The sequence below is a fragment of the Planctobacterium marinum genome (assembly GCF_036322805.1).
Taxonomy (GTDB): Bacteria; Pseudomonadota; Gammaproteobacteria; order Enterobacterales; family Alteromonadaceae; genus Planctobacterium; species Planctobacterium marinum_A.
The window spans coordinates 624720-640439 of the sequence record NZ_AP027272.1 but is presented as its reverse complement, the minus strand read 5'-3'; the positions used below and the strand labels follow the sequence as shown (position 1 = coordinate 640439).

Here is a 15720-nt window from a genome sequence, read left to right as displayed (position 1 = left end):
CCGCTATTGATACCGTTTCCGCTGGAATCAATTCCGGCAATCAGATGTGACCCCCCTGGTGCCAATTTACGGGAGTACGTAGTGTCGTTATCTGTGGTGGGTATTTTCCATACTCTTTTTGGGCTTTTTGCACTTTTTGCGGCGGCCTGGCTGATTATCAAATTTCAGAAAATCGCGATTAGTCATCCTTTGGGCAAGCTGTATATGCTGGCTACTGCCATTACCGCTGCTACCTCGTTTTTTATTTTTAATCACGGGGGATTTAACATCGCCCATGGATTGGCTGCCTTAACGTTAGCTGCGCTATTTGTGGCGATATTACTGTCATTTTTCAAGATTTTTGGCACACTTACCCCCTACTTTCAACTAGTTGCCATGAGCAGCACTTTACTTTTCCATCTTATTCCAGCGGCAACAGAGGTGCTAACCCGTTTCCCGCTTTCAGAGCCAATGGTAAAAAGCTTTGATGATCCGCTTCTACACAAAACCTTTTTAGTGATATTAGTACTGTTTCTGGTACTACTTATCTGGCAAATAGCGCGTTTAAAACGCAAAACCATTTACATACGGTAACGCTTAACTATTCGGAGATTTGGTTTGAAAAATCGTATATGGCATAAACTGATTGCACTCGTGCTTATCTTGACCTGTGGCCAATCCCAGGCCCTGACTTTTATTCATGCCGGTAAAATCATTCCGGCGGATTCCGATGAAATCTTATTTCGCTCCACGATTGTTATAGACGGCAATAAAATTGTGCGTATTGAAAGCGGTTATTCCACTCCTGACTTCGAAGACACGCTCATTGATCTAAAGGACGCCACCGTGATGCCCGGACTGATGGATATGCACGTACATATCTCATCACAGCATGGACCGGGCAGCTATGTTGAACGATTCACTAAAAACGAAGCCGACTATGCACTGAAAAGCGTAAAGTATGCTGAGGTGACATTAATGACGGGATTTACAACGGTGCGCAACCTGGGTGATCGCTACAACGAAACCGTAGCGCTAAAGCGCGCCATTAATGCCGGTGATATTGTTGGTCCTCGCATTTATACTGCGGCAAAAAGCATTGCGACAACAGGCGGTCATGCTGACCCAACTAATGGTCACAACAAGCAGTTGATGGGCGACCCGGGCCCCAGAGATGGGGTTGTAAACGGTATAGCCGATGCCCGTAAAGCCGTGCGACAACGATACAAAGACGGTGCGGATCTCATCAAAATAACGGCAACAGGTGGGGTGCTGAGCCTGGCAAAAAATGGTCAAAACCCACAATTTATGGATGATGAACTAGAGGCCATCGTTGCCACGGCAAAAGATTATGGTATGACAATAGCCGTACATGCCCATGGTAAAGAAGGCATGGAAAGAGCCATCAAAGCGGGTGTTTCGTCCATCGAACACGGCACCTATATGGATGAAACCACCATGGAGCTGATGAAACAATACGGTACCTATTATGTGCCCACCGTGCTGGCAGGCAAGTGGGTGGCGGAAAAATCTCAAATAGACGGTTTTTTCCCTGATATGGTGCGCCCGAAAGCAGCAGCAATAGGTCCATTAATCCAGAATACCTTTCGCAATGCCTACCAGGCAGGTGTCAATATCGCCTATGGCACCGACTCCGGAGTTTCCGCCCACGGTGATAACTGGCAAGAATTCATTTACATGGTTGAGGCTGGTATGCCAGCCCTGGACGCCATTCGCAGTGCCACCTACCACGGCGCTAAACTACTTAATATTGATGACCAGCTAGGCACTCTGGAAGCTGGAAAGTTAGCTGATATTATCGCCGTTTCAGGCGACCCACTGCGAGATATCAACGCTATGGGTAATGTTATCTTTGTTATGAAGGACGGTAGAGTCTACAAGAACACCGCCGATTGACTCACTGACAATTTATACCTTTGAGAACGCCCCACAATTGGGGCGTTTTTTGTTTCTATTGAAACTGTAAAGTTGCCACTAATGCGTCTATCTTTGGTGTATAACCTTATGCAGTAATGCGCCCAATGACGGACAATCCTGAAATCAATAAACTCAAGCTGCGTCTTGCTAGAGAGAAAAATGCCCGTAAACAGGCTGAGCAACTTTTGGAAGAGAAAAGTCTGGCTTTGTTTAACAGCAACAAGGAATTAAAGGACCTCACTCAGCATCTGGAATCCCTGGTTGAGGAACGCACTCGCGCCCTGCAATGCTCCATGCAAGAGGCGCTACAATTGGCCACAGCAAAAAGCCAGTTTTTGACCAATATAAGCCACGAGTTAAAAACGCCGCTGAACGGCATTCTCGGTTCGCTCAATCTGCTCAAGCAGACCGCGCTTACTGAAGAACAATTGTACATGGCCGACACTGCAGAAAACTGCGGCGAAAAGCTAGTGCAACTCATCAACAACGTGCTGGATGTAAGCCAACTTTCCAATGGCAAGGTCACATTGTTGAATGTGCCTTTCAGCGCCACTGAGCTGACCAACCAGGTACTGCAAGAGCTTCAATCAGATATCGAATCAAAGGCACTCACCGTCTCAGTTCAGGTACAGCAACTGCCAGTCTTGTTAAGAGGCGATCCACAACGAATCAAACAACTACTGACCCATCTGCTCTCAAACGCCATCAAGTTCTCGCAGAATGGCAAGATAGAGTTGATATTGAGCTACTCGCAGGCGGGTTTCACCCTAGTGGTTACAGACCAAGGCATTGGTATCAGCGAACAGCAACAAAAGGATATCTTTAACCTGTTTACCCAGGCAGATGAATCCCTAACCAGATTGCATGGCGGTGTTGGCCTGGGTTTGACCCTTTGTCAGAAGATTTGTCACCTGTTTGGTGGCACAATAACACTACAATCCACACTCAATCAGGGAACGAAAGTGAGTGTCACCTTGCCTCTCGCTCAAGATTCAGAAGAGATGCAGCAGCATGCTCAAGTGCTCGCCTCTATGGCGGGTTCCACAGAGCAAACTGAATCGCAAATACGCTTTCAAGGGCAAACCGTTTTGCTGGTAGAAGACAACATCATTAATCAACAGGTTATCAGCGATTTACTACGCGCCATGAATGTGGAAGTCATTATTGCTGAAAATGGTAAAAAAGGCGTTGATCTGTTCCTCAATAGCACACCGCATTTGATATTAATGGATATTCAAATGCCAGTCATGGATGGGCTTGAAGCGATGCGCACCATCCGCCAATCCGGACGCCCCAACGCTACTCTGCCCATTTTGGCGTTAACAGCTCATAGCCTGGCAGAAGACCTAAAACGCAGCTTTGAAGCAGGCGCCGACGAGCACCTTACCAAACCCATTAACTCGGCCACACTTGCCAAGGCTCTGGCGTCTTATTTGGCCCATGACATTGGAATGACGCATCATGAAAAAACCATTCAATCTGATTTATCACAAGAGGTTGAGGAGCTTTATGGCATTGACTTGCCTGGTGTTACTGAGCGGTTAATGCAAAACGAAGACCTGGTTGCCAAGGTATTTGCTATGTTTGTGGAGCAGTACCGGGGGTTTGTTGAACCCCTGCAAACCGCCATAGCAGCTCTTGATCACGAAACAGTGCAGCGAGCCCTACACACACTTAAAGGCAGTGCCGGTAACATCAGTGCTTTAAAAGTCGCGGAATACAGCGCAGCTCTGGAAAAGAGCTTAAAGAACGCCACGCTGAGTAACGCCTGGCAAGAACAACAGCAAGATAAACTCACGGACTTATTTTGCGAACTAGACAAGGTTATTAAAGCACTGCGCAACAGGCTCAACCTCGATGAAAAAGCTCAGAGTGATGGATCGCCGCAAGGAATATTCGACGCTAACAAGACCCAAGTCTGCATTGAAAATATTGTGCAACACATTTACGTAGACTTGAGCGAAGTAGAATCAGGTTTAAAGCAATTGCAAAGCATGCCAATGCATCCAGCGCTGTCATCTCATGTTCAGACTTTGCAAAACGCTTTGCAAAATTTCGACTATGATGAAATGGAACAAAGCTGTTCTGACATGCTAGCTATTCTTCACGAGGTACCCAAGTGACTGACAAAAACGCCACAGTGCTGGTCGTCGATGACTCCGCCGCCGATTTACAAATCACTATGTCTGCAATCAGTGGACAATTCAAAGTGCTTGCTGCAAAAAATGGTGAGCAGGCCATTGCCATGATGGATAAAATCAAAGCGGATATCGTGCTACTGGACGTCAATATGCCGGGTCTTGATGGCTATCAGACCTGTGAACAGCTCATCACGAAAAATGAAGAAGTAGATATCATCTTCGTCTCCTCTAACGACTCCACTGAAGAAATTATGAAGGGCTATGAACTGGGCGGTAGCGATTATATCGTTAAGCCGATTATGCCCGAAGTATTACTGAGTAAAGTCAGTAAGTTAATCGCTAGCAAGAGCCAGAAAAAGGCCCTCAAGGATGAAGCCAGCAACGCCTCCATGGTGGCCATGACGGCCATGTCCAGCTCAGGCGAATTGAGTGTGGTGTTAGAGTTTTTACGCAACAGTTTTAAATCCAAATCCGAAGCGGAACTGGCAAGTCTGATTATCAATAGTCTGCATGGCTACTCGATACAAGCGTCATTCGAAATCAGGATACTGGAAGAAGTGCATCATTACAGTACTGCTGGCGAGGTGTCCCCCGTTGAAAAAGCTTTATTAGGTCGAATTGCAGATATGCCGGAAAGACTCTCTGAGCATGGCCAGAGACTGTTCATTAACAACGGTTTGGTGAGCTTTATTATCAAAAATATGCCAGTACAAGATGATGAAAGAGCAGGTCGCTTGAGGGATTATCTGGCCATACTTTCAGAAGGGGCTACCGAAAAAGTAGAAACCATGGCCCAATTAGCCAAAGCCGCAGAGCAGCGTTCCGAATCCATGACCGCCATCATCGAAGAAGCGAACGAAGCGCTGGCTTACATTCATCAGACCCAACAAGACATTGAAAAACAAAATGTGGCGTTGCTAGATGACTTAGTGCAAGGCGTGGAAGAATCGTTTGTAGGCCTGGGACTGACAGATGAACAGGAAAACAGCATACTGAACCTGCTCAACGACGCACAGGAGAAATCCACCACGCTGTTTCACCAGAACGCACAACTGGAGAACGCGCTGGAGAACATCGTGGCAAAGTTCAAACAACTAGTAGACTAGAGTGAAGCTACAAGGTGGCCACTACCAGGTTTATCCACATGGCCACCACCACAAAAAAGGCCGCAAAAAAGCTCAACATGCGGTGCAATACATGGTTGTAGCTCAAGTGTATTAAAGCGTGTAAGTAGCGCAGTGCGACGAATGTCCAGGCCAGATACAAACCCACCCCCTGCTCCAACTGCAACACAATATGCAATATAGCAGCGGCATAAAACAGCGTTGGCACTTCAAATTGATTGTTAAAATTGCGTCCGGTTTTGGCCACGTATTCAGGCAACTCCTGACCTTGCATCAACTTGTAATAGCGCGCTTTAACATCCCCCGCTCTTACACTTTTAAAACGGCTGGACAGAGTGATCACCCCCACTACCAAGGTCAATAGCACCATGGCAAACATCGCTAATAGCATAACGCACATCCTTTTCTTTGATTTGTTTTAATCAATTCCAGTGTATTGCGCCTGACAGACTGGCGCAATCCCCACTTGTGATTCATAGTGATATGATAAATTCAGCAAACACTGCCGGAGCCCCCATGCAAAAGAGCTTTCACAAATTTTCTAATCATTTTATGGGCCGTGAATTTTACATGTGGAGCTATGGTCATTATGGGCAACCGGTTTTAGTGTTTCCCTCCGCTTCTGGTATGGCCCACGAGTGGGAAGCGGAAGGTATGATTGCCCTGCTTTCCCCCCTCATCAATGACGGTAAAGTAAAGCTGTATTGCCCAGAAAGTAACGTTTCACAAACATGGAATAACAAACACACCCACCCGGCGGATTTTATAAAGGGGCATCAGGCTTATGAGCACTTTATTATCAATCACATCGTGCCTTGGATTTACCACGATTGCCGCATGGATAAGCTCCCCCTTGCTACCACAGGAGTCAGCATGGGGGCCTATTACGCGGTTAATCACACCCTGAAATATCCCCACATATTCAGTACCTGTTTCGGTATGAGTGGTCGCTACGAAGTCTCCAGTTTCACTCATGGTTTCAATAACCAGGATATCTATTTCAACAATCCCATTGCATATCTGTCCAATATGGACGGCGAAGTGCTGGAACAGGTGCGCGCACAATGTGAGTTTATCCTCACCTGTGGTCAAGGAGCCTATGAGGATGGTTGTCTCGAAGAAACCGTGCAGTTGGGCGAAATCATGCAGCACAAAGGACTCAAAGTTTCATGCGATATATGGGGTAAGGAATCAATACACGACTGGAACGCCTGGAAGCAACACACGATAAAGCACTTCAGTCACGTTATTGGGTATTAATCGTTTTAGCGATTATACTCCTGCAGTCACCAACTCCATTAAAGGTATAACAATATGAGACGGAGTCATCTCTCCCTACGCGCAGTTTTATTGCTGGCGGCTTGCTATACGGCAAGTACTTTTTCCAGTGAAAAAGAGCCTAAGCCAATTCCCGACCCCGTTATGTCCATCACTCAGCACAAGGGCACCTTTAACGGCCAGCGCATGTCTTTTACTGCAAAAGCAGGCGAAACCCCGCTGAAGGACAAAGACGGCGATGTAACTGCCCACATCTTCTCTATGAGTTATATAAAAGATAATGTGAAAGACAGTGCGACTCGCCCCGTTTCATTTATTTTTAACGGGGGACCGGGCTCGGCGTCAGTGTGGTTGCACATGGGTGTATTTGGCCCGAAAAAAATTGTGATCCCAAGTGATGCAGAAGATGATGGGGCGGCGCCTTTCAGTCTGCTGGACAACCCTGATACGGTGCTGGATGTTACCGATTTAGTTTTTATAGACCCCGTTGGAACTGGTTTTAGTCGAGTAGTGGGCGAAGGAGAAAACAAAGACTATTGGGGCGTAAAGGAAGATGCAAAGTCCATCGCCCAATTTATCCGAATCTGGCTAAGAGAAAATGGTCGCTGGAACAGTCCCAAATTCATCGGTGGTGAAAGTTATGGCACAACCCGCTCAGCAGCGTTAATAGAAGAACTCGAAGGCCGCTGGGATGATGTCTCGATTAACGGTATTTTACTGATTTCCACCATATTAGATTTTACTATCGACACGTATGACCAAGGTAATGAAATGCCTTATATGGTGCAGCTTCCGACAATGGCCGCTACAGCCTGGTATCACAAACAAGTAAATACAGAGCTATCGTTAGAAGAATGGGTAGAGGCAGCTCGCCAGTTTGCACTGCGAGAGTACGCACCGGCTTTATTGCTAGGCCCAGCTTTGCAAGGCCAAGAACGTGATGCAATCAAGCGTAAACTGGCACATTTCACTGGTTTAAGTGAAACCTACCTTGAACGAGCGAACTTGCGGGTTCACTTTCAACGCTTCAACAAAGAACTCTTGCGCGAAGAAGGCGTTGCACTTGGTCGTCTCGACAGTCGATTTAAAGGCGAAGAATACGACAATGCTGGAGAATATCCTGAAACAGATCCTTCGTTTTATGGCATCGACGGCAGCTATACCGCCGCACTTAATCACTGGGTAAGAGAGGGATTGCAATTCAATCCAGACCGCGAATACACCATTATCGGTGGTGTTACTCAATGGAACTGGTCATTAAACGGCGAAGGCAGACGACAACCCTATCTCAATGTCGCCCCTTATATCGGCAAAGCAATGCGAGGCAATAAAGACTTACGTGTGTTTAATGCAGCCGGGTACTACGACTTTGCCACTCCTCTGCTGGGGGCCGAGTATGCACTGCAACGCAATGGTATCGATCCAGAACGCGTGACTTATAAATACTACGAAGCTGGCCATATGATGTACATACACCATCCAAGCTTTGCGCAATTCTTAATTGACGTGCGGGAATTCATCTTGGCTCGTTAAGCTTACTTGCACCTGTATTGCAAGCTCCAGTGCTTGCAATACAGGTAAAAAAATGAAACGCTTTCAGACAGTAATTTGAAAAGGATTTTGCTGTGCTGCAACGAATTTCCGCCTGTGCGTTACTTTGCTTTCTCTCTGTGTGGCCTTACGCCAACTCCTCCGAGCTAAGCGAGCTGGATGAAATTCTGGCACTCATGCAAGAACACCTTATTAACCGTGAAACGATTAATTGGCCAGAGACAAGCAGTACAGCCCGAGCCATGTTAACTAATGAAAATGACGCCGAAGGGAAGTACCGGGCAATACACTACATACTGGCGCAAGCGAATACTAATCATAGCTTCTATCGCTCGAATACACCGCGAAGATTCATTTTCCCCAATAACTTGAATTGCAAACAAGAAATAGCGCCACTAATTGAAATCCCAAAGGGCATCGGGTACGTCAAAGTGCAGAGCTATCAGTCAGGTTCATGGCCAGAAAATCAGGCATTTGCAGAAAAACTAAACCAACAAATACTCGCCCAAGATAGCTCTGATCTGAAAGGCTGGATTGTGGATCTACAGACTAATCGCGGCGGCAATATGTGGCCCATGCTCACCGGTTTATCTGCCTTGCTTGGCAATGGTACCCATGGTTATTTTTTCAAACCCGATGGAGAAGCCATTCCTTGGGGCATATACAAAAACAGTAGTTTTTTAAAGCGACAGATTATGATTCAGCTATCAAGCAGCTATGTACTGAAAAGCACCAACAAACCTGTCGCCATACTAAGCAGCAAACGAACTGCCAGTTCCGGCGAGGCAATCTTGATTGCATTGCAAGGACTGGAAAACAGCAAGAGTTTCGGTCAACACAGCTGTGGTCAATCAACCGCTAATCGCGTCTTTGCATTAAAAAGTGGCAACCAGTTAACCCTGACCGTTTCGTATATGGCAGACAAAAACAAACGACGACCAGGCGGCTCGGTGCTCGTAGATCAAGTCGCCGACAGCCCAGTTAAAAACGCCATTGATTGGATTACATCCAGATAAACTGCAACAGTGCAATATCCTGACTTCACCTTGGCTTTATCCTCGTTAAGGTAATTTTTAAGTTCCATCGTATAATATTCCTACCCTCACAAATAACCCATCCCCCCTTTGAATGTAATACAAGGATGATCATATGAAACTCTCCGTGCTGACAAAAATATTGTCTATTTTTTTACTTACCCTCACTCTGCAGGCTTGTGGTGATGGATCGTTTTCAATTAGTACCGGCAATACTGCAACACCGCCAGATGATCAGTCGGAACAAGAGGATGATGATTCGTCAGATGATGAAAACGACGGTGGCAACTCAGGTGTCTGTGATGGTTTTGGTTCACCTTTTATCAATGTGTTTGTTTATGATTCCACATCAGGCGAACTCATCAGTGGCAATGCTATTGTCGACATCTTCATGATTGGAGAAGACAAAACCAAAGTCGAGCACGCTGTCCATATTGTTGCAGATGATAATGACCTCGCTACCCAGACGGGCGCCTGGTACGCACCTTTATCTCTGAACAGCGCCAGCTTTGAGGTTGGTGTTACTGTGTCTAACGAGGGTTATCATACATTTGTTACCAGAGGCATTAACTTTGAAGTTAACACGCAATGCCTGGCAGACAATAGTGTCGAATTGACAGCTTATGTGTGCCCGCTGGGTACTAATTGCATGTAGCACTGATTAAACCGATGGGTATTATACCAATTGATATTACTCATCAACTGCAATAAAAAAACCATCATCACCCTGTTTTTGATAACAGGGTAAAACCACCCGTCCGGCAAATGGCGATAATACTTCATCGCCTTTGTCCAAAGCGAGCAATTGACCGTTGTCTATCGCCTGCAGATTGCGAAAGCCCGGCTGCATGTCGAAATAACCTTGATGTTCAATGTGATAGCGATATTTAACTCGGGTAAAAATTTGATCGGTACCTTCTACATGGAAACGCAGGAATTGCTCAGCATCCTGGTAACACTGCTCATTCACCAGACAACCTGTGACTCGTAAAAAGCAAGCAAGGGCATTTTCCCCCACAACCTGAGTAATTTCAGCATCGTGCTGGCCACATTCCACTACCATAGTGGTAGTAACTTTATCGGCGTAATAGGCGGTGAGTGTGCCCGGTAGTATCTCCACCAGGTCAGCAATGGCTGGTAACGGCAATAAGTGAGCAATACGCTCGTTGGCGGGCGTGTGGGGAAAACAGGTAAAAGGCGTGCCATGGCCCGACATGGAATGCATATCTAATAAATGCACAGGTTGGTCCTTCGGGTATCCTTCAATCAAGACATTGATATGATCGATTAAATGCCTTGCCTCATGCCATTCAGGCACATCAGAATGGCTTTCGTTGAGATAGTCCGACAGGAAGAAACGATTTAAGTCCCGCTGGATAAAACGCGAATTGCGATTAGCAGCAATGAGGTTGCCGGTCACGCCAACGATTTTGCCAATAAAATCTCCGTGCTTTAATGTTACCGCCAGTCTATCCATTGCCCGAAACCCCACATGCTCATTGCCATGCAGGGCTGCTATAACAATGACCAGGGGACCAGGTTGGCCACTATCTAGTTCAGCAAAAATGCGTTCCAAAAAATCTCCAAAGTCATTTAACCCGCGTTCCCATTAAGTGGGCACGGATGGAAAAACTTCAACTGAATTAAAATAGAAATCAGTAGTTATTTTGCGGTGACGGCTTTTCGGGCAGAAAACCAGTGGCTCACCAATAGTAACAGCATGCCTGTGATGTAGGCAGGATGAAGTATCAAACTGCCACCGTCTTTAAGTGCTGTCCAAACAGCGCTGAATATACAACCCAGCGCAATCACAATGCAAAATCCGAAGAGCCAGTTGCGAGGTAAACTTTCCTTGTTGTCCATATATTTCCCTAAGCATAAACTTTCCAGAACAAGACTATAATAGGCGCAAAAGACCCGCAATGCATAGTCTGAAAAGTCCAGTTTTAATGCTTGCTAATTGCCTTTTTCCAGCCACTTAGAAAATTCATCCATCAATTCGGCTTCTGTCAGCATTCCTACCAAGCCATCTTTAGACAGCACAGGCAAACAGCCTACTTTGTGTGTGCGCATGAGCGCCATCGCTTCTTCGATAGTATGCGTCGGCGTAATGGTAACCGTAGTTTTACTCATCACTTCTTGCACCGGCACTAAGTGCACATCACCGCGGGCAGCGTACTTGCCGTAAATTTGCAAAATACTGCGATAAGATACCACGCCAATGAGTTTACCGTTGTCTTCCACCGCCACATGGCGAATATGATTCCAGTGCATTATCTTAGCCGCGAGATCGATTAGGTCGTCGGGGTGTACTGTGAAGATATCAGTAGACATCACCTGCTCCACCAGCTGATTGTGCTGTTTGATGGCGCTAATTTCTGGCGGTGTGATATCTTGCCAGGTGTGTACCGGCTCACCTGAGGCCTGACGATTTAACATCGAAGAAGTTAACACCCGACAAGCGTTTTCCTTTTTCAGTCCCTTATCCAAAATGGTGTTGTAATTGCGCAGCATCCAGATGGCACCATTTTGGTTGTGTTTGGTGCGCTCTTCAATCACGCCCAGATAGCGGTCAATGTCACCTGAGTCGATACCGCGATCTTTAAGCCCCTCTTTAGCAAGCGGTAACAGCTCCTGCAAGATTAAATCTTCGAAGCCGTATCTTTTGCCTTTAAACCAGTGAAAGTCAGTCTCCATGGAGTGCTTTGCGGCATTGTTGAAGTTGAGTTTGGCGTCGGAAAAGTCCATATGTTTGGAAATGTCACCCACTTCCTTAGCATAACCGCATAACAACCCCAGATAAAATGCACTGTTCGCCATGGTATCCAGCGGTGTTGGCCCTGCTGGTAAAATGCGATTTTCGATACGCAAATGGGGTTTGCCTTTACTGATGCCATAACAAGCGCGATTCCAGCGATACACGGTACCGTTATGCAAACACAGCGCTTGTAACTTAGGTACCTCTCCTCGTTCTAAAGCATCAAACGGGTCGCAGTCAATGTCCTGAGCAAACAGCACTCTAAAGCGCGCAATGTCTTCCTGAAAGAGCTCTAAAACCGATTCTTTAACCCAATGATTGCCGAACCAGACACGTGGTTCCTGTTCGCGATTGGCTTTGTTAGCTGAGCGGGTATCAATGGCTTGTTGAAACAAAGCAATTCGAGTTTCATGCCACAGGCGCTTGCCCATCAGGATTGGACTATTGGCTGCCAGTGCCAGCAAAGGTCCACTCACTGCCTGAGCAATGTTGTAATAAGTGGCAAAATCTTCCGGTGTTACCTGGAAATGCAATTGAAAGCTGGTATTACAGGCCTCAATCAGCACGTTGTCATGGGTAAACATCAGCTCGTCTAAGCCTTCAATGTTAAGGCGACTGTCTTCACCACGCATGCCACATAGCACTTCGTTGATCATGCGGTAACGCGGTTTGGGAGTAATATTGTTGAGATTGAGATCAGATTTACTAATGGTGGGCAAAATACCCGTTTGAGCAACATAAGCCCCCATCTCGTTGGCTCTATCACGGATCTGTTGCGTTAGCTCTTTGAGTTGCGCTTCGATTCTGCGCAAACTCAAGGCATCAAACTCCTGAGGGTCGAGATTGGCCTCCAGGTTAAATAAAGCTAATTCCGGAGTAAAATAATCTGAGTCAAGAGCAGTAAGTAAATCATGGCCCACTGAAGCGGGGCGCATTTGGGAGTCCACCAGGAAAAACTCTTGCTCTGCGCCGATACGACTTTTGTCCTTTTCGAACATGTCGTTTTCCAGCATTTGCTCCAGTGCCTGAATATCTCGAAGTAAATGACGCATGAACAAACGAATGGCGTCTGCGGAACGATTAATACTGACTTCATGCTGGCCCATCCCAGCCTCCTTGTTTTTATGATCTCTTTGGGTGCGAGTGCGAGTGCGACTCGACCTTGTTCACATTTAATTGGCTCGCAATCTTCATTTTCATGAGCGATGCAAAAACCACATTCAATGCACACTAACAGGGGTACTTTGACTATACGCACAAAAAAGCGCTTTGTTAAAGTTTTTTTAAGCTCACATCCCTTGTAGAACAAAGGCTAGAGCGGGTTTCAGTTTACGTAAGGGTAAACCTGAAAGATGACAATATGGTTACTTGATGAGCATTTAACTTACCTTCTGTCATCATTTAACTGTAGCCTGTTGCACTCGATGAAAATTAGGTCTACACATAGAGGTTTAATTCATACGATTTAAATTGCCAAACGAGTAGTGAGAGCTAAATGAACCACAAAAGACTGGGACTATTGTTAGGAGATGAGGAAGATTGGCCAAGAGCCTTTGAGGGATTGGCACGTTGGATGGGTGGCAAGATTGTCTGGCAAAACAAGCAATCTCAAGTGGATGTTGAGCGCGTGCGCATACACCCTTTTAGCTTGCAACACGGTACCAGCTATGATCTGGTGATTGACCGCCTCGCCTACTGGCACTTTACGCCACGCGAATGGCTAAAAAAAGCGGCATTAATGAACGATCTCTATTTACTCAATAATCCGTTTACCTTTCAGAGCATGGAAAAACACAGTGCCTATTGCGCCATGATGCGCCTTGGCTTTAATGTGCCAGAAACCTGGTTTTTACCCCCCAAAGTGGGTCCCGACAACAAAAAATACAGCACTACGGCTGCCCGCTACCACGATTTATTTGATTTGCCGGAAATCGCCCGCAACATCGGTTATCCGATATTTATGAAACCCTTTGATGGTGGCGGATGGCGAGGCGTGACTAAAGTGGATAACGAAGCCGAATTGATGGCCGCTTACCACGAATCCGACACCGAGCTTATGCACATCCAAAAAGGACTGGATAACTTTGACGTGTTTGTGCGCTGCCTCGGAATTGGCCCCGATGTGCGCAGCTTCAAATACGATCCGGCCCAACCACAACACTTGCGCTATGTGCTCACCGATAAAGTCGTAGACGATGAAACCAATGAAGAAGCCTTGCTTACCACCAAAGTGATCAACGCCTTCTTCCGCTGGGATTTCAATTCCTGTGAAGCCATCTATAAAGATGGGCGCCTCTGGCCAATGGATTTTGCCAACGCCTGCCCGGATATCGCACTCACCAGCTTGCATTACTACTTCCCATGGGCCATTTCCTCTTTGTACGCCTGGTCGCAGTTTTGTTTGGCCACCGAGCGTCCAATGCATGTCACCATGGATATCAAGCCCTATTATGACATTGCTGACTCAGACAGAAGCTTCAAAGAGAAGCTAAGAGAATATGCCAAACTCGCCGATCAGCACCTGGATACTGAACGCTATTGGGAATTTCGTCATACCGCGTTGAGTAATCTTGATGAAGTGATGTGGCATTTCACTCGCTCAGAGGAATTTGACCAGATCATCGTCTCTACCGTACAGGAGCTCTTCCCGGCTCACGAGCACGAACAGTTCATTGCTCATTATCGCGGCTTAATCGCCAAATGGGTTGAGGACAATAATCGCTAAAAGCACTTGGATCAATGTTGATTATCCGTAATATGCTGGTGAGAGAAATTTGACACAAAAGCGACCCAAAATGACAACTAGCACCATTAATTTTGCAGTTAATGCCGGACAACCTTGCCCGGCATTATGGATTACTGGTAATCACAAAAATATTGGCAATTGGGATCCGGAAGGCTTGCCCTTGCACAATGATAATGGCGTCTGGAAAAGCTCACTGGAGGTCCCTACAGGCACCCGGTTGGAATTTAAAATCACTGATGGCACCTGGGAAAAAGAAGCCATTGTCGAACGCTTTCCCGCCAAGGAAAATATCCTGGTGGTGGCAAACCAGGATATGGATGTGCAGTTATCGGTAGCGCACTGGCATCAAAATCCACCCGCTATGCCAGACCATATCCAGGGGCAAGTGGACTATTTAGGACACATGAGTGGCAGTGGTATTCGCGACCGGGAAGTGATCGTCTGGTTACCCACCGCGTATCTTGCAAGTCCTCGTAAAAAATTTCCAGTGTTGTATATGCACGATGGTCAGAACCTGGTTGACCCTAACACCGCCTTTTTACACAGTGACTGGCGCATAGATGAAACCATTGAACGGTTGGCCGCCGAGGGGCGCATCACCCCTCCCATAATTGTGGGGCTTTACAATACCGAAGATCGCCTTGAAGAGTACGCTGATACTGAATCTGGACGGAATTATTTGCGCTTTATCAAGCAGCAGGTAAAACCGCTGATAGACGCAAATTACCGAACCCTGAAAAGTAAAAAGCACACCGCAGTGATGGGCTCTTCCATGGGGGGCTTAATTTCGTTTCTGGCTGCCTGGTATCATCCGGAAATCTTTGGTCAAGCGGCCTGTTTATCGCCCATGTTTTGGGGTAAAAAAATGGTGAATGTAAAAGCCTGGCAAATGGTGGAAGCCAATCCAAAACAGCCGCTTAATGCTCGTATTTATATGGACAATGGCACTAAAGAACTGGAGCGTTCTCTAATGCCTGGCTGTGTGCACATGTTAAGGGTGTTGGAAGATCGAGGTTATCAACAAGGTAAGAATTTAATGTGGTTTAAAGACGAGGGCGCCTGGCACAACGAAGCCGCCTGGGCAGCTCGCGTCTGGAAACCACTGGAGTTTATGTTCGGCAAATAATTCACTAAGGCGCGTGGCGATGAAAAGTTACCACCGTGATTAGTA

Annotated in this window: 14 protein-coding genes; 10 read left to right on the top strand and 4 right to left on the bottom strand. The window is 46.5% G+C overall.

Going from position 1 to position 15720, the window contains the following annotated elements; all coding sequences use genetic code 11:
* Window positions 1–81: 81 nt before the first annotated feature.
* From AABA75_RS02820 to AABA75_RS02805, 4 genes are all read left to right on the top strand, one after another.
* On the top strand, window positions 82–573 hold the full coding sequence (locus AABA75_RS02820) for a hypothetical protein (protein ID WP_338290974.1): 492 nt from the start codon (window positions 82–84) through the stop codon (window positions 571–573).
* Window positions 574–597: 24 nt separating this feature from the next.
* Window positions 598–1896, top strand: coding sequence for an amidohydrolase family protein (locus AABA75_RS02815; RefSeq protein WP_425325560.1), 1299 nt, complete (start codon window positions 598–600; stop codon window positions 1894–1896).
* Between the two features lie 125 nt (window positions 1897–2021).
* Window positions 2022–4040: an ATP-binding protein gene (locus AABA75_RS02810; protein ID WP_338290972.1), complete on the top strand. Its 2019-nt coding sequence runs from the start codon at window positions 2022–2024 to the stop codon at window positions 4038–4040.
* Window positions 4037–5164, top strand: coding sequence for a response regulator (locus AABA75_RS02805; protein ID WP_338290970.1), 1128 nt, complete (start codon window positions 4037–4039; stop codon window positions 5162–5164). The genes AABA75_RS02810 and AABA75_RS02805 overlap by 4 nt, the downstream gene beginning before the upstream one ends.
* Window positions 5165–5171: 7 nt before the next feature.
* On the opposite strand, the gene AABA75_RS02800 is transcribed toward AABA75_RS02805, so the two are convergent.
* Entirely contained in the window at window positions 5172–5573 is a 402-nt protein-coding gene (locus AABA75_RS02800; RefSeq protein WP_338290967.1) for an MAPEG family protein, read from the bottom strand.
* 125 nt (window positions 5574–5698) lie between these two features.
* On the opposite strand from AABA75_RS02800, the gene AABA75_RS02795 reads away from it, so the two are divergent.
* From AABA75_RS02795 to AABA75_RS02780, 4 genes are all read left to right on the top strand, one after another.
* Window positions 5699–6442 (top strand): alpha/beta hydrolase-fold protein, encoded by a 744-nt coding sequence (locus tag AABA75_RS02795; protein WP_338290965.1) that lies wholly within the window; start codon window positions 5699–5701, stop codon window positions 6440–6442.
* 54 nt (window positions 6443–6496) lie between these two features.
* Window positions 6497–7993 carry a S10 family peptidase gene (locus tag AABA75_RS02790; RefSeq protein ID WP_338290964.1) on the top strand — a complete coding sequence of 499 codons (1497 nt, stop codon included), beginning with the start codon at window positions 6497–6499 and terminating at the stop codon, window positions 7991–7993.
* A gap of 92 nt (window positions 7994–8085) precedes the next feature.
* Window positions 8086–9027, top strand: a complete 942-nt coding sequence (locus AABA75_RS02785; RefSeq protein ID WP_338290963.1) for a S41 family peptidase — start codon at window positions 8086–8088, stop codon at window positions 9025–9027.
* Window positions 9028–9160: 133 nt separating this feature from the next.
* Complete coding sequence (locus AABA75_RS02780; protein ID WP_338290962.1) at window positions 9161–9700, top strand: hypothetical protein; 540 nt, start codon at window positions 9161–9163, stop codon at window positions 9698–9700.
* A 36-nt stretch (window positions 9701–9736) separates the two neighbouring features.
* Here AABA75_RS02780 and AABA75_RS02775 read toward each other — a convergent pair whose 3' ends face one another.
* The 3 genes from AABA75_RS02775 to AABA75_RS02765 form a co-directional block, all read right to left on the bottom strand.
* On the bottom strand, window positions 9737–10621 hold the full coding sequence (locus tag AABA75_RS02775; protein WP_338290960.1) for a succinylglutamate desuccinylase/aspartoacylase family protein: 885 nt from the start codon (window positions 10619–10621) through the stop codon (window positions 9737–9739).
* An 86-nt stretch (window positions 10622–10707) separates the two neighbouring features.
* Complete coding sequence (locus AABA75_RS02770; protein WP_338290958.1) at window positions 10708–10908, bottom strand: hypothetical protein; 201 nt, start codon at window positions 10906–10908, stop codon at window positions 10708–10710.
* Window positions 10909–11001: 93 nt separating this feature from the next.
* Window positions 11002–12909, bottom strand: coding sequence for a CBS domain-containing protein (locus AABA75_RS02765; RefSeq protein ID WP_338290957.1), 1908 nt, complete (start codon window positions 12907–12909; stop codon window positions 11002–11004).
* 389 nt (window positions 12910–13298) lie between these two features.
* On the opposite strand from AABA75_RS02765, the gene AABA75_RS02760 reads away from it, so the two are divergent.
* On the top strand, window positions 13299–14528 hold the full coding sequence (locus tag AABA75_RS02760) for an ATP-grasp domain-containing protein (protein WP_338290955.1): 1230 nt from the start codon (window positions 13299–13301) through the stop codon (window positions 14526–14528).
* A gap of 70 nt (window positions 14529–14598) precedes the next feature.
* The gene (locus AABA75_RS02755) at window positions 14599–15675 is read left to right on the top strand and encodes an alpha/beta hydrolase-fold protein (protein WP_338290954.1); all 1077 of its coding nucleotides are present in this window, start codon (window positions 14599–14601) and stop codon (window positions 15673–15675) included.
* Window positions 15676–15720 lie beyond the last annotated feature (45 nt).

Coding starts and splice junctions, on each gene's coding strand:
- AABA75_RS02810 (WP_338290972.1), top strand. CDS start 2,022: ATGACGGACAATCCTGAAATCAATAAACTCAAGCTGCGTCTTGCTAGA.
- AABA75_RS02800 (WP_338290967.1), bottom strand. CDS start 5,573: ATGCTATTAGCGATGTTTGCCATGGTGCTATTGACCTTGGTAGTGGGG.
- AABA75_RS02795 (WP_338290965.1), top strand. CDS start 5,699: ATGCAAAAGAGCTTTCACAAATTTTCTAATCATTTTATGGGCCGTGAA.
- AABA75_RS02790 (WP_338290964.1), top strand. CDS start 6,497: ATGAGACGGAGTCATCTCTCCCTACGCGCAGTTTTATTGCTGGCGGCT.
- AABA75_RS02780 (WP_338290962.1), top strand. CDS start 9,161: ATGAAACTCTCCGTGCTGACAAAAATATTGTCTATTTTTTTACTTACC.
- AABA75_RS02770 (WP_338290958.1), bottom strand. CDS start 10,908: ATGGACAACAAGGAAAGTTTACCTCGCAACTGGCTCTTCGGATTTTGC.
- AABA75_RS02765 (WP_338290957.1), bottom strand. CDS start 12,909: ATGGGCCAGCATGAAGTCAGTATTAATCGTTCCGCAGACGCCATTCGT.
- AABA75_RS02760 (WP_338290955.1), top strand. CDS start 13,299: ATGAACCACAAAAGACTGGGACTATTGTTAGGAGATGAGGAAGATTGG.
- AABA75_RS02755 (WP_338290954.1), top strand. CDS start 14,599: ATGACAACTAGCACCATTAATTTTGCAGTTAATGCCGGACAACCTTGC.